Source organism: Undibacterium sp. Di24W (assembly GCF_049340325.1).
Lineage (GTDB): Bacteria > Pseudomonadota > Gammaproteobacteria > Burkholderiales > Burkholderiaceae_D > Undibacterium.
The window spans coordinates 1-23,060 of the sequence record NZ_JBMPOP010000013.1 but is presented as its reverse complement, the minus strand read 5'-3'; the positions used below and the strand labels follow the sequence as shown (position 1 = coordinate 23,060).

Genomic DNA, 23,060 nt, shown 5'->3' with positions numbered 1-23,060 from the left:
AGAACTGGTTTATAAAGATTTCCTTAGACCGACAGGGGGAATTTTCAGAGCCTCACGGTACTTTGCAACAGTACGGCGCGCGATGACCATGCCTTGTTCTCCCAATATGTCGGCGATCTTGCTATCCGAGAGGGGTTTTTTCTGGTCTTCTTCTCCTATTAATTGTTTGATCAGAGCCCGTATCGCTGTGGAAGATGCTTCACCACCGGTTTCCGTTGCGACGTGACTACCGAAAAAATATTTCAACTCAAACATGCCGTGCGGTGTCAGCATAAATTTTTGAGTTGTTACACGCGAAATAGTGCTCTCGTGTAATCCCAGTGTATCAGCTATTTCGCGCAAAACAAGGGGTCTCATTGCGACAGCACCATGCGTGAAAAAATTATATTGCCTTTCCACTATGGCTTGCGCGACGCGCAAAATAGTGTCAAAACGTTGCCGCATATTTTTGATAAGCCAGCGCGCTTCTTGTAGCTGCGGATTCAGGCAAGGATCACCGCGTTGCTGTTTCATTAAGCCTGCATACATTTGGTTGATGCGCAGGCGAGGCATCACATCGCGGTTCAGCATCACTTGCCACTCGTCGCCAATTTTCTTGACTACAACGTCAGGTACCACGTAGTCAGATTTTGCAATCGCAAATGCTAAGCCAGGCTTGGGATTACATTGACGGATGACAACTTGTGCTTCACGTAAATCTTCGTCATCACACTGTAGGAATTTGCGTAACTTGGTGAAGTCGCGTTGGGCAAACAAGGGCAAATATTGCTCGACGATTTGCAGTGCTAAACGACGCGTCACAAAGGGTATCTTAGGGAAACGCTTGATTTGCAGTGCTAAACATTCAGCGGTATTGCGTGCACCTACGCCTTCGGGTTCGAAGCTTTGCAGCATGGTTAAGGCAAACCGTAATTCCTCTAACTCGACGCAAAGGTCAATAGGAAGGCTTTCATAGATTTCATCCAGGCTCTCGCACAAATAACCATTCTCGTCGATGGCATCGATGATTAATTCGATCAGTGCTCGGTCACGTGGCTCTCTGATGTTCAGACGCATTTGTTCTAACAAATGTTCTCTTAAGGTGGTTTGTGCGGCCTCTAATTGCGGGCGACCATCTTCCTCGTCGTTGTTGGATTTAGAGCCGCTGCCAGGTGCATCATCGAAGCTCCAGTCGTCATTGTTGGCGGTTGCTGCTTCACAGTCGGCGACTTGTTCTGGGACGGCTTCCGTGCTGCTGCCGTTGTCGGGTGCTTTTTCTGTATTTTGAAATTCGCTTTCGCTTTGCTGGCTTGCATTGTTGATGCAGCCATCCGCCAGTAAACGAACTGCATTGTCCAGTGCATCGTCGACGCGTTCCAGTAAGGGATTTTCCGTCAACAACACTTCTAGCTCTTGATGTAATTCCAAGGTGGACAATTGCAGCAAACGTATTGATTGCTGCAATTGCGGCGTCAATGCCAAATGTTGCGAGGTGCGTAGCTGTAAGCTCTGCTTCATGGTTATGCCAATCGCTTACATGCGGAAATGTTCACCCAAGTAGACTCGACGTACCGTCTCATTGGTGATGATTTCGTCAGGGCGTCCACTCGCCAATACCGAGCCTTGATTGATGATGTAGGCGTGATCACAAATACCCAAGGTTTCACGTACATTGTGATCCGTGATCAATACGCCGATATCGCGTTCTTTTAAAAAGCGAACGATTCGTTGAATCTCAATCACAGCAATAGGGTCTACGCCCGCGAAGGGTTCATCCAGTAATACAAAACGTGGATTGGTGGCGAGGGCGCGTGCGATTTCTACGCGGCGTCGTTCACCTCCGGATAAAGCGCGTGCTGGGCTTTCTCGCAAGCCATCAATTTGCAGCTCTTCCAATAGCGTATTTAATCGCTGTTCAATTTCTTTTTTGGAAAGCGCTTTGCCATCCTTGTCATGTTGCAGCTCTAGCACTGCGCGTACATTATCTTCTACCGAAAGCTTACGAAATACCGATGCTTCTTGCGGCAAATAAGATAGACCCAAACGTGCTCTTTGATGGATAGGCAAATGAGAAATGTCGGTGCCGTCGATATCAATTTTGCCTGCATCGGATGGCACCAAGCCAACGATCATATAGAAGGACGTTGTCTTGCCAGCACCGTTCGGTCCTAACAATCCGACGACTTCACCACTTTTGACTTGAAGCGAGACGTCACGAACTACCTGGCGCATGCCATAGCGTTTTTGCAGGCCTTGAATTACGAGAGTACTGGTAGTCATTTTTCTTGTTTAACTTCTGTTTTTGCTTGCTTAGGTTCGGAAGTAATAGTCACACGACCACCACCAGGGATGCGTTTGCCTGAAGTAGAGTTAGTTGCAGTAAATACGTCGTTAATGCTATCGTAAGACAAGAATTCGCCATTCTGTTCTTGTGTCATTTTTTGTTGGCTTAAGTAGCGGACATTGGCTTTCGCAATAAACTTAACAACTTCAGTCTTCTTGTCATACTCAACGCGATCCGCTGAACCTTCTATCCACAAGTCGCTACCACCATCGCGCTTCTGACGGAAAAACACTTGGCTACCTGGCCTGCCAGTTAAGATCACCATGCCACCATCTGCTGTTTCGGTTTCTACGGCATTTTCTGCTTTGATCAACAAAGTACCGCGTGTCAGCTCGACATTACCCGCCAATGTTTTGGTACCAGTTTTACCGTCGTAGACCGTATGCTCTGCGTTTATTAAGGTCTTTTTTTGGCTATCTGCTTTTTCAGCATGAGCGAGCTGAGCCAGTGTAGTCGTGAGTAATAGTGCGCCACCAGCAAGCGTTAAAAAACGTGTGGTGGAGTTGATTGCAAAATGCATTTTTTGATCCTTTGCCATTGATTTCATAGTAACTAAGTGTGCGGCTTTTTTTAAAGCCCCGTTATTTCCCCACCTTGTTCACTACCTTATTTTCAATCCTGTTTTCAATCTTATTGTCAATTTCAATATGTACGTTCTTCAAGAAACGCACTTTCTGGTCGGCGTTGTTCGCTTCCATGCCATAGGCACTAATCGTTGCTCTTAATGTCGTCATTTTGACCCGTGCATCTGTTTTCATTTTCTCGCTATCGGGGTAAAGAATTAAAGAACTTGTTTCCATGATGATCGCGGCAGTTCGCGCGCTTTTTGCTCTTTCAATGACCACATTGTTAATCATGTGAATTTGATCTTCTGGTTTCGCGTTAGCGGATTCTTTGACTTTCTGTTTTACGATGGCACGATCTGCACGAATTAGCATAGGCGTCTTCTCTTCATCAATACTTACAATTCGTGGATGCAGAATTTCGAATTCATCTTCTTGCGGAAAGTGTGTGAGTTTCTCACCTGTGACGCGATAATTCGTATTACCTGATTGTGATAAGCGCACAAAATTAAAATCTTCTACAAAGTAGTCCGGCTCGCTACGCACCTTTGAGCCGTTTGCGCGCTCTTCACTATTTCGACGCATGACCTCATAGGCCCAAAAGCTACCTAGCATCAATAGACCAAGCAGAGCTACTCCTAGCCAAACGCGGATACGATCAGCCGTCATTGTTCACATCCAAAAAGGGAGCTAATGCAGCTTCATATTTGTTTTGCGCTTTCAGAATAAAATCACATACTTCGCGTGCAGCGCCACGTCCGCCGCTTGCCTGAGTGATGTAGTCAACCCGAGTCCGCACCTCTTGATGTCCATTTGGAACGCTGGCAGCAAAGCCCACGCGCAATAGTATAGGTAGATCAATCACATCGTCACCAATAAAGCCGCAATGTGCGTGAGTGATACCTAAATCTTGCGTCAGTGTTAGAAACGCCGATTTCTTATCATGTATGCCTTGCATTACATGGCTAATCCCCAGATCCGCTGCGCGCTTAGCGACAATGGCGGATTTCCGGGCACTGATAATCGCCGTTGCAATACCTGCTTGTTGTAACAATTTAATGCCTTGACCATCCAATACATTGAAGGTCTTCATCATCTCGCCCTCGGGGCCAAAATGCAAACTACCATCGGTCAGAATCCCGTCAACATCAAATATCATCAAGCGTAGTTGTGCAGCTTTGTTTTGTGCTGTGGAGAAGGTGATTTCACTCATTAAATCACCTTGGCGCGAGTCAGGTCGTGGATATGTAAGGCACCTACCAATTTGCCTTCTGCGTCCGCTACCAGCAATTGATTAATACGATGCGTCTCCATCACTTCTACTGCTTCGACCGCTAATTGTTCTGGGCGCACGGTGCGTGGATTCTTTGCCATCACGTCAGCAATAATAAGGTCAGAGAAGTTACTTTGCTTTTCCATCATGCGGCGCAGATCACCGTCAGTAAATACGCCAACAATTCGATTGTCCTTATCGACGATCGCAGTCATTGCCATGCCTTTTTGCGTAATTTCCAGCAGGGCACTGGTAAGTTTGGTATCCGGTGTGACTTGTGGAATGGCTGCACCCGTTCGCATAATGTCTCTGACATGCGTGAGTAAACGCCGACCTAAGGCACCACCTGGATGGGAACGCGCAAAATCTTCTTCCTTAAAACCTCGCGCATCTAATACCGCCACCGCCAAGGCATCACCCAAAGCCAAAGTGACCGTTGTGCTGGCGGTCGGCGCGAGGTTGAGCGGGCAGGCTTCTTTTTCTACGTGCACACTTAAATGGATATCTGCCAATTTGGCTAAGGTGGACTCAGGATTGCCTGTAAATGCGATCAGCTTGACGCCAAGTCGCTTTAGAATCGGCAGGATCGCAATGAGTTCGCCCGCTTCGCCAGAATAAGAAATCGCAATAAAAACATCTTGTGCCGTCACCATCCCAAGATCACCATGTGCCGCTTCAGCGGGATGGACAAAGAACGATGGGCTTCCAGTTGAAGCAAATGTCGCCGCAATTTTTCGCGCGATATGGCCCGATTTACCTATTCCAGACACGACAACTCGACCATGGCAATGCAAAAGCATGGACAGCGCGGCACAAAAACTGTGGGCGTCGCTGCCTGCCAATCGTTGTTTGAGATTTAAGATGGCATCTGCTTCAATTTGTAGCGTCTCGCATGCTAATTGCAACGCATGGCTCGTGGTTTGCTCCGAAGTCGCGTCAGATGCGCTAGAGAAAGGAGTTGGGGATGGAGTAATTAGTGTGCTCATATTCAGAGTATAAACCAAATACGAACAAGCAAGAACTCTGCCAGAGTTAAAATGATTCACTCCAAATCAAACAATTCTTCAAAAATGTGTTGGGTAAATGCTTGAATTTGCTTTTGTTGTTACAGAAAGAATTGCCAAGCTTGTAAATTAAAATGTAATCAAGGATACTTTTGCGAATACGATTTTTCGTATTCATTTTTGCGTATTTTTTATTTGTTTATTTTGTGAAAGTCATACTATGAATCCCTATTCAGTAGATCCGAACGGTAGTTCCTCTGATCCAGCGTCACAAGTCATAGAGTCCCAAGCCGCCTCCGATGGCGCTCAATTTGTTCAGGAAGGGAATTCGATTGATGCGGGACGGGCGACAGCATGGTATGGCTATGGCTTCGATCAATTTAAAGCCAATGCTGGTGTCTGGATCGGCATGCTGGTGGTACTGTTTTTGATTATGATGGTGTTGGCATTTGTACCTGTTCTGGGTAGTTTGGCATCGAATGTATTAATGCCAGTGTTTTTTGGCGGCTTAATGCTCGCGTGCCAAGCGCAAAAAGAAGGTCGAATAGTAACGTTTGATTTCTTATTTGCTGGATTTAAAGATAAGTTTGGTCCGTTGGCATTATTAGGTTTGTTTTGGATGATCGCTATTGTATTAATTACTGTGGTTGCTGGTATCTTCGCCGCTTTGTTATTTGGTGGTGCAATGGCAACCGGCGCTTTAACAGGCGGTGCAGGTGCCATGATGGGCTTGGGTATAACTGCGGTATTAGGCTTTGTTGTAGTCGCAATGATTATTTCAATTCCGATGGCGATGGCGATCTGGTTCGCACCTGCTCTAGTGGTATTTCACAATATTGCGCCAATTGACGCCTTGATGACGAGTCTGAAAGCCAGCTTAAAAAACTGGGTCGCGTTTTTAGTGTTTTTTGTGTTGTACATCGTATTTGCGATTATTGCTACGATTCCTTTGGGACTGGGTTGGTTGGTACTTGGTCCTGTTTTGATTGGTGCGATGTATGCGGCTTACCGCGATATTTTCTTGAAATAATTTTCCTGAAATTTGCTTGATTGAACGCAGAGTGGTGACACTCTGCGTTTTTTTTCGCTTTCATTTTTGAGTGCCACCTACGTCAAATGTGGTCTCGCTGTCATTTTTCTAAACTTACTTGAATTCTCCATTCCTATGAGCACGCATAATCAGTAATAATAGTACACATGAATGCTCTCGATACCACTTTACTTTTGCTCAGCAGCGCTGTACTTGGCGTGGTCGCTTTGCGCATGTTGAATTTGCCACCCATGTTAGGTTATCTGGCTGTCGGCATTGTGATTGGGCCGCATGCGATGGGATGGGCGCAGGATAGCTCCACTACCCATTTGCTTGCTGAATTTGGTGTCGTGTTTTTGATGTTCTCTATCGGCCTTGAGTTTTCATTGGCCAAACTTGTTTCTATGCGTCGCGCTGTATTCGGATTGGGTATGGCGCAGGTTATTTTTACGATTGTTCTGGCGATGGCGCTTTGTATGGGCGCAGCTATCATTTTGCCGCAATATTTTGATATGACTTGGGAAGCCGCATTTGCCATTGGTGGCGCCTTATCCATGTCTTCAACGGCAATCGTTTCAAAAATGCTTACAGAAAGATTGGAGTTGGAAAGCCCGCATGGACGTCAAATTATTAGCGTGCTGTTGTTCCAGGATTTGGCCGTCGTTCCCTTATTAATTTTGGTTCCAGCGTTGGCTTCCAATTCTGAAAACCTGCCTATGAGTTTGGCCGTGGCGGGAGGTAAAGCGATAGTGGTACTTTTTCTTTTGTTCTTTGTCGGTCAAAAAGTTGTGCGTGAGTGGTTTGCTATCGTAGTGCGACGCCGCTCGCAAGAATTGTTTATGTTGAACCTGTTGTTGTTCACGCTAGGCGCGGCGTGGTTAACGGAGAAAGCAGGCTTGTCCCTAGCGCTAGGCGCTTTCGTCGCAGGCATGCTGATTTCAGAGACGGAATACAAACATCAGGTTGAAGAAGATATTAAATCTTTTCGTGATGTTTTATTAGGACTTTTTTTTATCACCGTCGGCATGCTTTTGAATCTGGGGCTGATTGTGGAGTACGGTTGGCTCATCTTGATACTCTTGATCGGCCCGGTCTTACTCAAATTCGGTTTAATCTTCGCTTTGGCACGTTTGTTTAAATGCCCAACCAGTGTAGCTTTGCGTACGGGTTTAGGTTTAGCGCAGGCGGGTGAGTTCGGCTTTGTACTTTTAAATCAGGCCGGCGGTTTAAATTTGATTGATCCCTTATTACTGCAACTAATCCTAGCATCAATGGTTTTGTCTATGTTGATTTCGCCATTCATTTTGGCGAAATCCGATTGGATAGTACTGAAATTGTCTTCGAGTGAATGGATGATGCAATCGCTCGCATTGACGCAGATTGCCGCCAGAACGATGACCACTAAAAAACATGTGATCATTGCTGGATTTGGACGTAGCGGACAGAGTCTGGCGCATTTGTTAACTGAAGAAAAAATTGATTACCACGCACTCGACTTAGACCCTGATCGTATTAGCGAAGCGCAGACCGCAGGTGCCAATGTTTCCTATGGTGACGCCGCGCGGCGAGAGAGTCTGACGGCTGCGGGTATTAATCGCGCAGCAGCATTGGTGGTTACTTATACCAATACGCCATCAGCTTTAAAAATTCTTCATTTGGTGCATGAGTTAAATCCTAGTTTGCCAGTCGTGGTGCGTAGTCATGACGATACAGATTTAGAAAAACTACGTGCCGCTGGGGCGACCGAAGTGGTGCCTGATTCTATGGAAGGCAGTCTAATGTTAGCTTCGCATGCCATGGTATTGCTTGGTGTGCCTTTGCGCCGCGTAGTGCATACTGTGCAGGCAGCGCGGTATGCGCGCTACGAATCGCTGCGTGGATTCTTCCGTGGTGCAAGCGACGCTGCGGACGATACTGAGAACATGCAAATACGATTGCATACCGTCGTACTTACGGATAGATTGAAGGCGCTAGGTAAAACCATTGCTGAGCTCAACTTGAATGAATTTGAAGTCGATGTGACGACAATACGGCGAGGCAAGAATCGTTTGGAACCGACTGCCGATTTACTTCTACAAGCCACAGACGTGGTGGTTTTGCGAGGTACTGCCGAAGGCGTTGCTCGCGCTGAACAGCGACTGTTAAAGTAAGAAGCAGAAACGAAGAACGCAAAATTAAGAACAAGCAAAATAAAAAATATCAGAAAGAGTGCCGCCATGATTAATGCGAATACTTACATCAAAGAACATATACGCACCGTTCCCGATTGGCCGCAGCCGGGCGTGCAGTTTCGCGACATCACGCCCTCGTTGCAAGATCCTAAAGTGTTTCGTGTCTTGATCGATATTTTTTTAGCACGCTATGCGAATGCGAAGCTAGATTTGATCGCTGGTTTAGATGCTCGTGGTTTTATTCTCGGTTCGGTCGTTGCCTATGAATTGAACTTAGGTTTTGTCCCGATTCGCAAAAAAGGTAAATTGCCTTTCACCACGGTCTCAGAACAATACGAACTAGAGTACGGTAGTGCAACGGTTGAGTTACATACCGATGCATGCAGCAGTGGCGATCGGGTGTTATTGATAGATGATTTGATCGCAACAGGTGGCACTATGATGGCCGGTAAGAAGCTTTTAGAGCGGCTAGGTGCAATTGTAGTTGAGGGGGCGGTGATCGTGGATTTGCCGGAACTAGGTGGATCAAAATTGATAGAAGCGAGTGGATTGCCCGTTTTTAGAGTCTGTGATTTTGCAGGACACTGAGATTTTAGTAATTTATTTTGCCTAAAATTTAAGCAAATATTTTTTTGGCGCCTAACAAGCCTACGGGAATTGAGTTATACTCCGAAGTCTCCAAGGAGCGCTGCGACAGTTTTTTTGCCTTCATACTTTCATAATGAAGCACACTGCCAGGCTTGGATTAGACGAGTGGATAGCTAGGAAACCCTAAAAATCATACTCACAGCAACTGCGCTCACGTTACTTTTTTCACTAGAAAGGAGGGCGTGAGAACGCCACCATCATGACATCTCAATCCACTCAAGATTTCCACGTTGCTGATTTAAGTTTGGCCGACTGGGGTCGCAAAGAAATTCAAATCGCGGAAACAGAAATGCCCGGCTTGATGGCAATTCGTGAAGAATTCGCTGCCAGTCAACCTTTGAAAGGCGCACGCATCACTGGCTCATTGCACATGACGATCCAGACAGCGGTGCTTATCGAAACATTGAACGCACTTGGTGCACAAGTTCGTTGGGCATCCTGCAACATCTATTCAACACAAGACCACGCTGCTGCCGCAATCGCTGCTGGCGGTACTCCGGTGTTCGCATTCAAAGGTGAAAACCTCGATGAATATTGGGAATTCACGCATCGCATTTTCGATTGGACCGATGGTGGTTACTCCAACATGATTTTGGATGACGGCGGCGATGCAACCTTGTTGCTGCACCTTGGCACACGTGCTGAATCCGATATCTCCGTGTTGAACAACCCAGGTTCAGAAGAAGAAACTTGCCTGTTCAATTCCATCAAAAAGCATTTGGCAATTGATGCAACTTGGTACTCCAAACGCTTAGCGGCAATCAAAGGCGTAACAGAAGAAACCACGACAGGCGTACATCGTTTGTATCAAATGCATAAAGAAGGCAAGCTCGCTTTCCCCGCAATCAACGTCAATGATTCTGTCACGAAATCCAAGTTCGATAACTTGTATGGCTGCCGCGAATCTTTAGTCGATGGTATCAAGCGCGCAACCGACGTCATGATCGCAGGTAAAGTCGCCGTTATCGCTGGTTACGGTGATGTAGGTAAAGGTTCTGCACAAGCGATGCGTGCTTTGTCGGCACAAGTTTGGGTCACAGAAATCGATCCAATTTGCGCATTGCAAGCAGCGATGGAAGGCTATCGCGTTGTAACGATGGACTACGCTTGTGAACACGGCGATATCTTCGTGACGACGACGGGTAACTACCATGTAATCTCACATGAGCACATGTTGAAGATGAAGGATCAAGCGATTGTTTGTAATATCGGTCACTTCGATAATGAAATCGACGTTGCCGCGCTCAAGCAATACAAGTGGGACAACATCAAGCCACAAGTCGATCACGTGATTTTCCCAAGCGGTCGTCGTATCATTTTGTTGGCTGAAGGACGTCTGGTGAATCTGGGTTGTGGTACTGGTCATCCTTCCTACGTCATGAGCTCATCGTTCGCCAATCAAACCATTGCGCAAATCGAATTGTTCTGCAATACCGCTCAATATCCAGTCGGCGTCTATACTTTGCCGAAACATCTCGACGAAAAAGTCGCACGTTTGCAATTGAAAAAACTCAACGCGCAACTGAGCGTTTTGACGGAAGAGCAAGCGAACTATATCGGCGTGAAAAAAGAAGGCCCGTATAAACCAGAGCATTACCGCTACTAAGACGCGCCATAAATCCGATTGCTGGGCGCATATCGTTGTCGTGAATATTCGCAATATCGCAATATTGCTGTGTTTTACTTCGCGGTCTGCATCCCAGTAATTGAATTTCTGTCGATCTTAGCTTTTCAAATTTGTGAAAATTTTGGAGATTCCATGCGCTTACTCGCTACTTGGTTAATCAATGCATTAGCGCTACTCGCGCTACCATATTTACTCAGCTCGATCACGATAGATAGTTTCACGACCGCATTGTTAGTAGCTGTGGTCCTCGGGTTTGTGAATACCGTAATCCGTCCCATCTTGTTAATCCTCACTTTGCCTGTGACCGTCTTAAGTCTGGGTTTGTTTATTTTTGTGATTAATGGACTGATGTTTTGGGCAGTGGCCAGTATGTTTGATGGCTTTCATGTCGAGGGTTTTTGGTCTGCGGTTTTCGGTGCCTTGTTGTACAGCGTGATCTCATGGACACTCTCCACGTTACTCCTAACAAAAAATGAAACCACATAATTTTAGTATTGAATTCTTTCCGCCGAAGACGGAAGAAGGAACCGAGAAATTACGGGTCACGCGCACAAAACTGGCGGAGTTAAATCCTAAGTATTTTTCGGTAACCTTTGGTGCAGGTGGTACCACGCAGCAAGGTACGCTGGACACCGTAGTTGAAATTCGCAAAGAAGGTTTTGACGCAGCGCCCCATCTGTCTTGCGTTGGTGGTACCCGCGATTCGATTCGTCAGATTTTGCAAACCTATAAAGATCACGACATCCATCGTCTAGTAGCATTGCGTGGCGATTTGCCAAGCGGTTATGGCATGGGCGGTGAGTTCCGATACGCCAATGAATTAGTCGAATTTATTCGTGCAGAAACGGGTGACTGGTTCCATATCGAGGTGGCAGCCTATCCAGAGATGCATCCGCAAGCTAAATCACCACAAGATGATTTGCAGAATTTTGTGCGGAAAGTACAAGCAGGAGCGAACGCTGCGATTACCCAATATTTCTACAATGCAGATGCTTATTTTCAATTTGTAGAAAATGCCCAAAAAGCCGGTGTGAATGTGCCTATCGTTGCAGGCATCATGCCAATTACGAACAGCAGTCAGCTCATGCGTTTCTCGGAAATGTGCGGTGCAGAGATTCCACGCTGGGTTCGTTTGAAGTTGGCTAGTTATGGTGACGATAGTGCTTCGATTAAAGCTTTTGGTTTAGATGTAGTCACTCAGATGTGTGAACGCTTGTTAGCTGGTGGTGCTCCGGGTTTGCATTTCTATTCTTTGAATCAGGCTGCGGCGACAACAGCTATTTGGACGAGATTGGTGAACTAGTTAGTTAATAGAATAAGCAAAACAGTGTAAGCTAGATGCCACAGTAAAAGTCGATTTACCGTGGCATTTTTGTTTGGCTAAATCGGAATTTTCTTAGTATGAAATCACCTAAGCGCTATAAAAAACTTTGGTTCTTGTTCGTATTGCTTTTCTTGATGTTGAGTTTGTGGTGGGGCAGCGATACCCAACATCGCGATGCATCGACTAGCGCTGTTGACGATACCTATGTGTGGTTTGCCCGTTTAAATTCTGATTCGAATTCCAAGTCTAAGTCTGTCACAAGTGCGTCGCCCGCGCAGAAATTTACTGATGCCTCATCTACAAAAACGCGAAGTCACGACGAACCAGATATTTGCAGCGACATCGTTAAGACATCTGATCATGGTCGACTCGCGAAAGACATGGAACCAATACTGGAACGGTATTTGCGACAGGCTGATCCTGCCATTGAACAAGCACTTATGCAGATATTGCAAACGGGTGATCCTAGGCAAAAAGGGAGTGCATTGGCGTTGCAGGCGGAGATACAAGAAAGCAAGGCACGTGATCGGTTCTTAGACTTACATCCAAATTGTGAGAACAACGAGGACTGTGAAGCACAATTGTCGATGGCGGTAGAGAGCGCAGCAAAAACGCAGATTGATGCAATTGCCAAGATGGCGGTGTATTCATCTGATCCAAAATTGTATGCGATGGCTTATAACGCTTGCAAGCCGTTAGCCGCTCAAAGAGGTTTTTGTACCCAGATTAATGCTACGCAGTGGGCGAGTCGTGATCCTGAAAACGGTACTACATGGATGCACGTTTTTCAGGAGCTAAGTCGAGCTGGTGCTGCAGAAAATCAAAGCATGATTGCTAATGCGCTCTATAAACTGTCGAAGGCAAAACGATTTGATGCGTATATTGATGTTTCTTCCTATCTATCTGAGCAGTTTATGCCAAAAGAAGATACGCTGGCGCAAGCACGAATGCAAAATTTGGCTTGGCAGGTATTGATTAAGTCACCATTGCCACATTATTCACTAATTATAAATGCATGTAAGGGAAACCTCCTCGACGACGGCAATCGACGTCAGATGTGTGAGGAAATAACGCAGCAATTACTGCGTCAAGATGGATCCATAATTGATTTCGGAATCGCCAGAAAAATGGGTGAAAATCTTGGTTGGGATAAAACCACGACCCAAGTCATGCAAGAAGAAATTTTAGCAATAAACGCGATGTTGCGAGATCGGGCCAAGAAAACTGAACTCCAATTAAAGTCACAAGAGGGTATGTTGCTAGCTTGCCGTGAACATTTAAATCAATTTAATCAAGGAATAAAAATGATGAGCGAGGGCGAATATAAGCAGTATCGGCTTGAACTTGATCAATATCCATTGTCGCGCGCTGAATTAGTACACATATCACGCGAAGCACAAAAGGCGGCGCAAGCTAGTAAGAATTAAGTTAATTCATGTTTTGTTTGTTAATCGTGATTCGCTTGATTCGAAATGCAGCGTTTGCACCGGAAGTTAATTTATTCTTCCAATCGAGTGGTAATAATTAGAGTGATTTGGAAAAATACTTCGCCTAACTTAGTTTGAACTAGTGTGAATAAAAAATGAAGCCGCGTAAGAAAAAAACCACGACGTTAGTCGTGGTTTTTCTAGGCGCGGCATCACATTTAAAACTAATTGAGCTTTGTAAGTGAAAGTCAGAAAAACAGATTTTCTAGTTCTACACCCGGTTCTTCAGCGCGCATAAAAGCTTCCCCCACCAAAAATCCATGCACATTCGCATCACGCATACGTTGTACATCAGCCTTATTCATAATACCTGATTCTGTGATGACGAGCTTCCCATCGTGAATCCGTGGCAGCAAGCCCAATGTCGTATCTAGTGTGACATCGAAAGTCCGCAGATTGCGGTTATTGATGCCAAGCAGATTGGTCTTAAGCTTTAATGCAGCATCGAGTTCCTCACCGTTATGCACTTCAACCAAAACCCCCATGCCCAGTTCGTGGGCGCAGGCTTCGAGTTCCGCCATTAATCCATGATCGAGTGCCGCAACGATCAGTAAAATACAATCTGCCCCCCAACTTCTGGCTTGATACACCTGATAGGGATCGATCATGAAGTCTTTGCGCAAAACTGGCAAAGTACATGCAGCGCGTGCTTGTTGCAAATAAATGGGTGCGCCTTGAAAAAACACTTCGTCGGTCAACACCGACAAGCAAGCTGCGCCATGTTGAGCGTAACTAGCGGCGATCTCTGCGGGCAGAAAATTTTCGCGGATCACACCTTTGGAGGGTGACGCTTTTTTGATTTCAGCAATCACCGCTGCATCGCCTATGGCGATTTTGTTGCGCAGGCTCGCTTCGAATCCGCGCAATGTTTGTTGTGCTTCTTTGTTGCTTTCTACGTCAGCGCGCAAGCTGGTGTAGCTCTGCACTTTTTTATCGCGCGCGACTTCTTCTACTTTGACTTCGAGAATTTTGTTGAGTATGTCTGACATCGGATTTCCTGAATCTAATTTGTTTGAGAGGCTTTTTAATTCTTTCAAACGTAGGGCGGGTTGTAACCCGCCGTTTCGTAGTAGTTTTATTCGTGCGGGCGGCGGGTTATAACCCTCCCTACATTTGAATTATTTACTTTCCCAACTGTTGTGTGACTTCGACCAGCTGATTTAACTTTGTCAACGCTGCACCAGAGGCGATAGCCGCTTGCGCTTTCTTTACCCCATCGGCTATCGAATCAGCAATGCCTGCGCCATACAAAGCAGCACCTGCATTCAAGCTGACGATATCGGTCGCTGGTCCGGGCACATTATTCAATACATCGAGAATACGTGCTTTGGACTCCTCTGCGCCTGACACTCTCAAGCTGCGATTCGAGACCATTTGCAAACCAAAGTCTTCAGGATGAATATCGTATTCGCGGATTTCACCATTGACTAATTCACCGACCATGGTTGGTGCACCGAGTGAGACTTCATCCATATTGTCGCGACCCCACACCACAATCGCGTGTTGCGCACCTAAGCGTTGCAAGACGCGCACTTGAATGCCGACCAGATCAGGATGAAACACGCCCATCAAAATATTTGGTGCACCAGCAGGATTCGTCAGCGGACCAAGGATGTTGAAAATCGTACGCACACCTAATTCACGTCGTACTGGTGCAGCATGTTTCATCGCCGCGTGATGATTTGGTGCGAACATGAAACCGATATTAGTTTGCGCGATTGATTGCGCGATTTGTTCAGGTTGTAAGTTGATGTTTACGCCCAGCGATTCGAGTACGTCGGCGCTACCTGACGACGATGAAACACTGCGACCACCATGCTTAGCGACGCGTGCTCCAGCCGCAGCTGTAACGAACATCGATGCGGTCGAAATATTAAAGGTATGTGCGCCATCACCACCAGTGCCAACGATATCAATTAAATTCTTGGTGTTTGCCATCGGCACTTTGGTCGAAAATTCGCGCATGACTTGTGCCGCTGCGGTGATTTCGCCTATGCTTTCCTTCTTTACGCGTAAGCCCATAGTGAGCGCCGCAATCATGATCGGCGACATTTCTCCACCCATGATTTTGCGGAACAGCGACAACATCTCATCGTGGAAAATTTCGCGATGTTCAATGAGGCGGGTTAGAGCTTCTTGCTGTGAGATCGTCATCTTACTTCCCCAATAAAAAATTCTTTAATAATGCGTGACCGTGTTCCGATAAAATTGATTCAGGATGAAATTGCACCCCTTGCAAATCAAAAGTTTTATGACGTACTCCCATGATCTCGCCATCTTCCGTCCAAGCAGTGACCTCTAAACAATCTGGCAGACTTGAACGCTCAATGGCCAGCGAGTGATAGCGAGTGATTGTGTAAGGACTAGGCAAATCGCTGAACACGCCAACGCCAGTGTGCGCAATCGGCGAGGTCTTCCCATGCATCACTTCTTTAGCGCGAATGACTTTGCCGCCAAAAGCTTCGGCGATACTTTGATGTCCGAGACAAACCCCAAGAATAGGAATTTCACCAGCAAAGCGCTTGAGCACAGGCACAGAAATTCCCGCTTCCAAAGGTGTGCAAGGACCAGGGGAAATGCAAATGCGATCAGGCTTCATCGCCTCGATTTCTTCCAGCGTAATTTCATCATTACGATACGTGCGAACTTCCTCACCCAACTCAGCAAAATATTGCACGAGGTTGTAAGTGAAGGAATCGTAGTTGTCTATCATTAGTAGCATTTTTTTAAACCTCTCAATAAAGAGAAACTTGAATTCATTTATAAAAATCGAATACGGTACTTGTGGCGAGAGAAATTCAATCAGCGGGATGCAGATCGAGGCGCACAGCGCAGCAATATGTCTATATTGCGAGCATGTGCAACAAAGAGCTGCGCCCGCTTATTGGATTTATGCGTCATAAGTTAAATTTCTCCGTCTAAACCATCTTGTACTTGCTCGGCAGCACGCAGCATCGCACGTGCTTTATTCTCGGTTTCTTGCCATTCCATTTCAGGTATAGAGTCGGCAACTACACCCGCTGCGGCTTGCACGTACAACATGCCGTCTTTCAACACGCCAGTACGGATTGCAATCGCCAAATCCATCTCGCCGCCAAATGACAAATAGCCGCAGGCACCACCGTAAATGCCGCGCTTGACTGGTTCGAGTTCGTCTATCAATTCCATTGCGCGAACTTTCGGAGCACCAGATAAAGTGCCAGCAGGGAAGGTGGCTTTGAGTACATCTAGGTTGGACATATTCGGCTGCAATAAACCTTCAACATTGGACACGATGTGTTGCACGTGGGAGTACTTTTCAATCACCATTTTTTCGGTCAGTTTGACACTGCCGGTTTGCGCAATGCGGCCGATATCGTTGCGCGCTAAGTCGATCAACATCACGTGTTCGGCGATCTCTTTTGGATCTGCCAATAACTCAACCGCAAGCTCTTCGTCACGTTCTGGCGTTACGCCACGTGGTCGTGTTCCAGCTAATGGACGGATCGTAACTTTTTTATTGCCATCGCTAAGCTGCTCGTTGCGCACTAAAATTTCCGGTGAAGCACCAATGATGTGCATGTCACCGAAATTGTAGAAGTACATGTACGGCGAAGGATTGATCGAACGCAGTGCACGATATAAAGACAGCGGTGAATCGACATAAGGTTTCTTGATGCGCTGACCGATCTGCACTTGCATCAAATCGCCCGCCATAATGTATTCCTTGGCTTTCAGCACCGCTTTCAAATAATCTTCTTTAGCGAAGTCGCGTATCGCTTCGGTACGCACTGATGCTGAGGTGATAGGTACATCAACACTACGGCGCAACATCGCACGCAAATCTTTCAAGCGTTGACGCGCTTTGCTCCAAGCTTCCGGCTGTGTTGGATCGGCATAAACGATCAAATACAATTTGCCGGAGACATTATCGATCACGGCAAGTTCTTCGGTGAGCAGGAGTTGAATGTCTGGCAAACAGAGATCATCTTTTGGTGCTGTTTTTTCTAAACGCTTTTCCACATAACGCACGGCATCGTAGCCAAAGTAACCAGCGAGACCACCGCAGAAGCGTGGTAAACCTGGACGCAAGGCCACGCGGAAACGTGATTGATATTCAGCGATGAAATCTAAAGGATTGCCTTCATGTGTTTCTATGACTTGTGCGTTCTTGATGACTTCGGTGTGAAAGCCAGTGGAGCGAACTACGGTGGATGCTGGTAAACCGATAAAGGAATAACGACCAAAGCGTTCACCGCCTTTGACAGATTCCAACAGAAAGCTGTTTTTGCCGCCATTGGTAGCTTGCGCCAGTTTCAGGTAGAGCGTGAGTGGCGTTTCCAGATCGGCAAAAGCTTCAGCGATCATCGGAATACGATTGAAGCCTTGTGCGGCCAAGGATTTAAATTCGAGTTCAGTCATGATGTATGTGCGTTAAATGTGTTTGACCGAAGAGACCACATTCAATCAGCGCCAGACGTCAGGAATGCAGACGAGGCTAGCTCAAAAATGTGAAATCAAAAGGTCGAAACGGTACAGCGAAAACTTACAGAATCTTGTCAAAGATGACGAGAGATGAAAAAACGTCGTTGGCGCGAATCAGGGTTTGGATAAAACTCAGACACACAGACGAAAGCGCCCACACTGGTCAGGTAGATTGCCAGCGTCGCCATAGCCAGGCCTCAAAAGTGCCTGGAGTAGTTGATGGACGTTTCTTATCGAGGAACATTCTAATTTTGTTAGAAGCTTGATGAATTGGTTAATGTTTTTTTACTGACTAGAAAATGAGCAGCAGCCAATAAGGTTTCGACTATACCATCACTTTCAATAGTTTGTACAGCCTCGCCGTGATTGTAGCCATACGGCACCGTCAGCACTGGACAGCCCGCTGCGCGCGCTGCTTTGGCGTCATTCGACGAATCGCCAATCGCGACGACCTGTGTCGGCGCCAAGTGAAAATCGAAGCAAACTTGTAACAGCGGTAAAGGATCAGGTTTTTTGCGGGCCAAAGAATCTCCGCCGTACACGATCTCAAAAAAGTCGCCCAGGCCTTTTTTAGCCAGTAACGGCGTGGTGAAAGCGATGGGTTTATTCGTTACACAAGCCAGACGCAATCCTTGTGCTTTGAGTGCTTGCAGGCCTTCGACGACATCGGGATATAAAGTGCTGTAATCGCCATTGATCGCCAGATAGTGCTTTTGATAGCTCGCCATCGCTTGTTCAAAATGCTGTTCAACTTGATCTGGTGCGAAATCGGTTGATAGCACACGATGGATGAGATTTTCTGAGCCTTTGCCGACGAAATTGGTGATGGTGACGATGTCTAAAGGCCGAAGTGAAAATTCTGCACGCATGCGATTGATGGCGACTAAAAAATCAGGTGCGGTATCTAGCATGGTGCCATCTAGATCGATGATGGCGGCTTGGATGTTTTGAAATTTAGGCATGTCGCGAATTGCACTACTTATTTTGGGGACTTTTTAATGATTGAACGAGCTCTGTTTTAAATGCACTTACAGGACATTTTGTAACTGCTGCCTATCTTGCTTTTCCATGCGTCAGTCGTGTCTTTTTCTGCATTCATATTTTTTCCAACTTTAGCGCATTTCTTTATACAACTTTCAAATGTCTCAGGTGACCCTGCGTACAAACTCGCCCCAATATAGGTAAAACTAATTGCGAGAAACAATAAAATGAGTATGATCTTGCTGCGAGTGCTTATTCTTTCTTCTTCCATTTTAGCTCCCCGGTGATTGTTTTCTTAATTGCTGATTTGAATTAACCCACCAAAGCCAACTCACCCCGCATAGCATTAATCACCGCCTTATAATCAGGCTTACCAAAAATCGCAGATCCAGCCACAAAAGTATCCGCACCCGCCGCGGCGATCTCACGAATATTGTCCACTTTCACACCGCCATCCACTTGCAACATAATGTCACGGCCAGTTTCATCAATTAATTTGCGTACAGCAGCGATTTTTTTCAGAGTATGGGGAATGAAAGACTGTCCACCAAAGCCAGGATTGACTGACATTAAAAGAATCAGGTCTAGCTTATCCATCACGTGTTCCAAGACATGTAAAGGCGTTGCTGGATTAAACACCAATCCTGCCTTGCAACCGTGATCGCGAATCAATTGCAGGCTTCGATCGATGTGCTCGGAGCCTTCTGGATGAAAGCTGATGATATTCGCACCCGCTTTGGCAAAGTCAGGAATGATACGATCAACGGGTTTCACCATGAGATGTACATCAATCGGGACTTGCACATGCGGACGAATCGCTTCGCAGACCAAAGGGCCTATGGTCAAATTTGGCACATAGTGGTTATCCATGACATCAAAGTGAATCATGTCCGCACCTGCGGCAACGACGTTTCGAACTTCTTCGCCTAGACGAGCGAAGTCAGCAGAGAGAATGCTAGGGGCGATGCGGTAAGTTGTCATATTGAAATCTCGGCTAAGTGTGCAAAATAAGTACGCAAAATGATAGGTTTGACAGACGAAATGTCTTGAATCCGCTATTTTACTCCTGCGAAGAATGCTGTGCTCTTGTAAGATGCACGTTTTAAGCGCTTTCTGAATGTAGATAAACACGCATTCGGCGAGTGATTTGCCTGTTTTTCGTATTTGCCATTGATTGGGGCGAGGTTTTATGACTAAGTATGAATTTAAAGTGTCTGTTGTGGCACAGTATCTGGAAGAGCAGTCGAATCCAGATAAAGCGCATTTTGTATTTGCTTACACGATTACGATTAAGAATACCGGTGATATTCCGGCGCAGTTGATTTCGCGTCACTGGATCATTACTGACGCGAATAATAAAGTGCATGAGGTACAGGGCTTAGGTGTGGTGGGGCATCAACCTCTACTTAAACCGGGTGAAGCTTTTGAGTATACCAGCGGCAGTTCTTTGGAAACACCGCATGGGACGATGCAGGGGATTTATTTCTGTGTCGCGGAAGATGGACATAAATTCGATGCTCTGATTCCTGAATTTGTTTTATCTTTGCCGCGCACTTTGCATTAAACCTGAGGCTTCTTGGGTTTGCTTTAGTTTTTATCTGTTTCGCTACTGTTTTTCGTGTTTTTATTCGACGGTTTTTTTCCTGAAAACATCGTCCACCAAACGATAAAAGCAAATAAACCGAAAGCGCCTAAAGCTTCAACTGCTAATAACCACATAATTAATCCTTTATGAATTCTTTGTTCGAACAAAAACGCATTTTAGCAGCATCGCTGATTTTGACTTTGGTGGCTTGTACGACGCCACCGAAACAGCTGCCAACGGAAACAAAGCCAGTAACACCGCCTGTGATATCGACTATACCGCCGACGGTACCTCCAGCAGTCCCGCCTAAGTTAGCACCAATTACGAATTACACTCAGGCATACAAATTAAGTTCTTTCAGTGAAATGCCTGGTTGGGGTAATGATGATTTACGTGAGGCGTGGCCGGCTTTTGCTAACTCCTGTTTTGCGCTGAAGAATAAAGCAGAATGGAAGGAAGTCTGCAGTAAACTTAAAAATGTAGATGCGAAAGATGTCGCTTCCATTCGCGGATTCTTTGAAATGAACTTCGCTCCTTATCAAGTGCAGCATCTTGACGGTGCAACCGAAGGCATGGTCACTGGCTATTACGAGCCACTGTTGAAGGGCTCCCGTACCAAAGGCGGCGTGTTTCAGACTGCTTTGTATGCGGTACCGAATGATTTGCTGACGATCGATTTAGGTAGTGTCTATCCCGATTTAAAGAATATGCGTTTGCGTGGGCGACTAGTCGGCAATAAAGTTATCCCTTACTCTTCACGTGCTGAAATTTTGCCTTTCCTCGCAGGGAAAGAATTGGTTTGGGTCGATGATCCTGTCGATGCTTTTTTCTTGCAGATACAGGGTTCTGGCCGTGTGCAATTGAATGAAACTGGCGAAACTGTACGCGTGGCCTATGCAGATCAAAACGGACATCCGTATAAGTCCATCGGTCGCTATTTGGTCGATAAGGGAGAGCTAACCTTGGATCAAGCTTCAGCGCAGGGCATTAAAGGCTGGATTGCCAAGAATCCTTCGCGTCAGGATGAATTATTAAACGCCAATCCTAGTGTGGTGTTTTTTAAAGAGGAAAAATTGCTGGATCCTAGCATTGGTCCAAAAGGTGCATTGGGTGTGCCATTGGTGCCACAAAGATCAATTGCGGTTGATCCTACGCAATTACCACTAGGTGCACCCGTATTTTTGTCGACTACAATGCCGCTTAGCAGTATCCCACTGCAGAGATTGATGATGGCGCAAGATACCGGTGGCGCGATTCGCGGTGCGGTGCGCGCTGATTTCTTCTGGGGTTTTGGTCGTGAGCCGGGCGAGCTGGCTGGACGTATGAAGCAGCGTGGGGCAATGTGGTTGTTGCTGCCTAAGACTTTTGAAGTCAAGAATAATTAAACACATTTATTTATTGGAGTAAGTAATATGGAATATCAGAACATACTTGTAGAGACTAAGGATAAAGTTGGCGTGATTACCTTAAATCGCCCAAAAGCATTGAACGCCTTAAATGATCAGTTGATGGACGAGTTAGGCCATGCGCTATTCGCCTTCGATCAAGATGAGAACATTGGCTGCATGGTAATTACTGGTAGTGAAAAAGCCTTCGCGGCGGGTGCTGATATTGCTGCGATGGTCGACTATAACTATATGGATGCGTACAACGGGAATTATGTTACTAAGAACTGGGAGCATATTTTACGCGTGCGCAAACCAGTGATTGCAGCAGTGGCTGGTTATGCTCTCGGCGGTGGTTGCGAGTTGACGATGATGTGTGATTTTATTATTGCGGCTGATAATGCGAAATTTGGACAGCCCGAAATTAAATTAGCAACACTGCCTGGTTGTGGCGGCACTCAGCGCTTACCTCGTGCCATTTCTAAATCTAAGGCGATGGACTTGTGTTTGACTGCACGCTTGATGGATGCGAGCGAAGCGGAGCGTGCGGGCTTGGTCTCGCGTGTTGTGCCTCTAGATAAATTGATGGAAGAAACTTTAGCTGCTGCGACGACGATAGCCTCTATGTCTTTGCCTGTAGTGATGATGATTAAAGATGCGGTGAACCGTTCATTTGAATCTGGCTTAACAGAGGGTGTTCATTATGAGCGCCGTTTATTTCATGCAAGTTTCGGTACACATGATCAGCGCGAAGGCATGAAGGCATTTTTGGAAAAACGCCCAGCTAATTTTCGCAATAAGTAAGCACCTGCTGTGTAATAGCTATTAAGCCTTGTTCTATAAAGTGCTCCGCTTGCGGAGCGCTTTTCTTTTGTAGCGATGGTTTTGCACTTTGGCTAACAGCTCAAGTTGAGGATTTATATGATTTATTCAGTTTATCCAAATAATACTTGCCAAAGAGGAGCGGTGCTTGCTATAGTTCGCCTCCCGCAGAAATGCTGGGCTGAAATAAGAGAAATGCAAGTAGCTGGTCGTTAAGTTCCTGATGTTTGAATTGAAGTTGAAGAGACTAAAATTTAAACGGTGTTTAAAACAGGGGGTTGACGGAAATAAAGAAGTGCTGCATAATCTCGTTTCTCTGCTGCTGACGAACACAACGCTTCGTAGCAAAAACAAAATCCTCCGGGTGAGTTTG

At 46.1% G+C, this 23,060-nt stretch carries 23 protein-coding genes and 1 riboswitch; of the genes, 10 read left to right on the top strand and 13 right to left on the bottom strand.

Translation table 11 applies throughout. The features are described from left to right. Positions 1-9: 9 nt before the first annotated feature. The 6 genes from ACO0KZ_RS20080 to ACO0KZ_RS20055 all read right to left on the bottom strand — a co-directional run bounded on the left by ACO0KZ_RS20080 (position 10) and on the right by ACO0KZ_RS20055 (position 5,145). Positions 10-1,497 carry an RNA polymerase factor sigma-54 gene (locus tag ACO0KZ_RS20080; protein ID WP_422998533.1) on the bottom strand — a complete coding sequence of 496 codons (1,488 nt, stop codon included), beginning with the start codon at positions 1,495-1,497 and terminating at the stop codon, positions 10-12. 15 nt (positions 1,498-1,512) lie between these two features. Further along, a complete protein-coding gene (gene lptB / locus ACO0KZ_RS20075) occupies positions 1,513-2,259 on the bottom strand; it encodes an LPS export ABC transporter ATP-binding protein (RefSeq protein ID WP_422998531.1) in 747 nt (248 codons plus the stop codon). Further along, entirely contained in the window at positions 2,256-2,843 is a 588-nt protein-coding gene (gene lptA / locus ACO0KZ_RS20070) for a lipopolysaccharide transport periplasmic protein LptA (RefSeq protein WP_422998529.1), read from the bottom strand. The genes lptB and lptA overlap by 4 nt, the downstream gene beginning before the upstream one ends. Before the next feature lie 61 nt (positions 2,844-2,904). Next, on the bottom strand, positions 2,905-3,555 hold the full coding sequence (gene lptC, locus ACO0KZ_RS20065; protein WP_422998527.1) for an LPS export ABC transporter periplasmic protein LptC: 651 nt from the start codon (positions 3,553-3,555) through the stop codon (positions 2,905-2,907). Next, a complete protein-coding gene (locus ACO0KZ_RS20060) occupies positions 3,545-4,099 on the bottom strand; it encodes a KdsC family phosphatase (protein ID WP_422998525.1) in 555 nt (184 codons plus the stop codon). The genes lptC and ACO0KZ_RS20060 overlap by 11 nt, the downstream gene beginning before the upstream one ends. Next, complete coding sequence (locus tag ACO0KZ_RS20055) at positions 4,099-5,145, bottom strand: KpsF/GutQ family sugar-phosphate isomerase (protein WP_422998523.1); 1,047 nt, start codon at positions 5,143-5,145, stop codon at positions 4,099-4,101. Before ACO0KZ_RS20055 ends, ACO0KZ_RS20060 begins: the two co-directional genes overlap by 1 nt. A 238-nt stretch (positions 5,146-5,383) precedes the next feature. Here ACO0KZ_RS20055 and ACO0KZ_RS20050 point away from each other — a divergent pair, with 238 nt between their 5' ends. From ACO0KZ_RS20050 to ACO0KZ_RS20020, 7 genes are all read left to right on the top strand, one after another. Beyond that, the gene (locus tag ACO0KZ_RS20050; protein WP_422998521.1) at positions 5,384-6,193 is read left to right on the top strand and encodes a BPSS1780 family membrane protein; all 810 of its coding nucleotides are present in this window, start codon (positions 5,384-5,386) and stop codon (positions 6,191-6,193) included. A gap of 167 nt (positions 6,194-6,360) precedes the next feature. Next, on the top strand, positions 6,361-8,343 hold the full coding sequence (locus tag ACO0KZ_RS20045; protein WP_422998519.1) for a monovalent cation:proton antiporter-2 (CPA2) family protein: 1,983 nt from the start codon (positions 6,361-6,363) through the stop codon (positions 8,341-8,343). A 66-nt stretch (positions 8,344-8,409) separates the two neighbouring features. Continuing rightward, positions 8,410-8,952, top strand: a complete 543-nt coding sequence (locus ACO0KZ_RS20040; RefSeq protein WP_422998517.1) for an adenine phosphoribosyltransferase — start codon at positions 8,410-8,412, stop codon at positions 8,950-8,952. Between the two features lie 86 nt (positions 8,953-9,038). Next, positions 9,039-9,172: riboswitch (S-adenosyl-L-homocysteine riboswitch) on the top strand. A gap of 39 nt (positions 9,173-9,211) precedes the next feature. Then, positions 9,212-10,618, top strand: coding sequence for an adenosylhomocysteinase (gene ahcY, locus ACO0KZ_RS20035; protein ID WP_422998515.1), 1,407 nt, complete (start codon positions 9,212-9,214; stop codon positions 10,616-10,618). Between the two features lie 153 nt (positions 10,619-10,771). Further along, complete coding sequence (locus ACO0KZ_RS20030; protein ID WP_422998513.1) at positions 10,772-11,125, top strand: phage holin family protein; 354 nt, start codon at positions 10,772-10,774, stop codon at positions 11,123-11,125. Next, positions 11,112-11,942, top strand: a complete 831-nt coding sequence (gene metF / locus ACO0KZ_RS20025; RefSeq protein WP_422998511.1) for a methylenetetrahydrofolate reductase [NAD(P)H] — start codon at positions 11,112-11,114, stop codon at positions 11,940-11,942. Before ACO0KZ_RS20030 ends, metF begins: the two co-directional genes overlap by 14 nt. Before the next feature lie 98 nt (positions 11,943-12,040). Continuing rightward, positions 12,041-13,390, top strand: a complete 1,350-nt coding sequence (locus ACO0KZ_RS20020) for a hypothetical protein (protein WP_422998509.1) — start codon at positions 12,041-12,043, stop codon at positions 13,388-13,390. A gap of 248 nt (positions 13,391-13,638) precedes the next feature. Here ACO0KZ_RS20020 and trpC read toward each other — a convergent pair whose 3' ends face one another. The 6 genes from trpC to rpe all read right to left on the bottom strand — a co-directional run bounded on the left by trpC (position 13,639) and on the right by rpe (position 19,876). After that, entirely contained in the window at positions 13,639-14,439 is an 801-nt protein-coding gene (gene trpC, locus ACO0KZ_RS20015) for an indole-3-glycerol phosphate synthase TrpC (RefSeq protein WP_422998507.1), read from the bottom strand. Between the two features lie 133 nt (positions 14,440-14,572). Continuing rightward, a complete protein-coding gene (trpD, locus tag ACO0KZ_RS20010; protein WP_315486848.1) occupies positions 14,573-15,604 on the bottom strand; it encodes an anthranilate phosphoribosyltransferase in 1,032 nt (343 codons plus the stop codon). Position 15,605: 1 nt separating this feature from the next. Then, positions 15,606-16,172: an anthranilate synthase component II gene (locus tag ACO0KZ_RS20005; RefSeq protein WP_186942218.1), complete on the bottom strand. Its 567-nt coding sequence runs from the start codon at positions 16,170-16,172 to the stop codon at positions 15,606-15,608. Positions 16,173-16,354: 182 nt separating this feature from the next. Further along, the gene (gene trpE, locus ACO0KZ_RS20000) at positions 16,355-17,851 is read right to left on the bottom strand and encodes an anthranilate synthase component I (protein WP_422998504.1); all 1,497 of its coding nucleotides are present in this window, start codon (positions 17,849-17,851) and stop codon (positions 16,355-16,357) included. A gap of 317 nt (positions 17,852-18,168) precedes the next feature. After that, a complete protein-coding gene (locus tag ACO0KZ_RS19995; RefSeq protein ID WP_422998502.1) occupies positions 18,169-18,876 on the bottom strand; it encodes a phosphoglycolate phosphatase in 708 nt (235 codons plus the stop codon). Between the two features lie 331 nt (positions 18,877-19,207). Next, complete coding sequence (gene rpe / locus ACO0KZ_RS19990) at positions 19,208-19,876, bottom strand: ribulose-phosphate 3-epimerase (RefSeq protein WP_422998500.1); 669 nt, start codon at positions 19,874-19,876, stop codon at positions 19,208-19,210. A 208-nt stretch (positions 19,877-20,084) separates the two neighbouring features. On the opposite strand from rpe, the gene apaG reads away from it, so the two are divergent. Next, entirely contained in the window at positions 20,085-20,459 is a 375-nt protein-coding gene (gene apaG / locus ACO0KZ_RS19985; protein ID WP_422998498.1) for a Co2+/Mg2+ efflux protein ApaG, read from the top strand. A 23-nt stretch (positions 20,460-20,482) separates the two neighbouring features. On the opposite strand, the gene ACO0KZ_RS19980 is transcribed toward apaG, so the two are convergent. Next, positions 20,483-20,614 carry a hypothetical protein gene (locus ACO0KZ_RS19980; protein WP_422998496.1) on the bottom strand — a complete coding sequence of 44 codons (132 nt, stop codon included), beginning with the start codon at positions 20,612-20,614 and terminating at the stop codon, positions 20,483-20,485. 12 nt (positions 20,615-20,626) lie between these two features. On the opposite strand from ACO0KZ_RS19980, the gene ACO0KZ_RS19975 reads away from it, so the two are divergent. Both ACO0KZ_RS19975 and ACO0KZ_RS19970 read left to right on the top strand, forming a co-directional pair. Next, on the top strand, positions 20,627-21,865 hold the full coding sequence (locus ACO0KZ_RS19975) for a murein transglycosylase A (RefSeq protein WP_422998494.1): 1,239 nt from the start codon (positions 20,627-20,629) through the stop codon (positions 21,863-21,865). 27 nt (positions 21,866-21,892) lie between these two features. Next, the gene (locus ACO0KZ_RS19970) at positions 21,893-22,669 is read left to right on the top strand and encodes an enoyl-CoA hydratase (RefSeq protein ID WP_422998492.1); all 777 of its coding nucleotides are present in this window, start codon (positions 21,893-21,895) and stop codon (positions 22,667-22,669) included. Positions 22,670-23,060 lie beyond the last annotated feature (391 nt).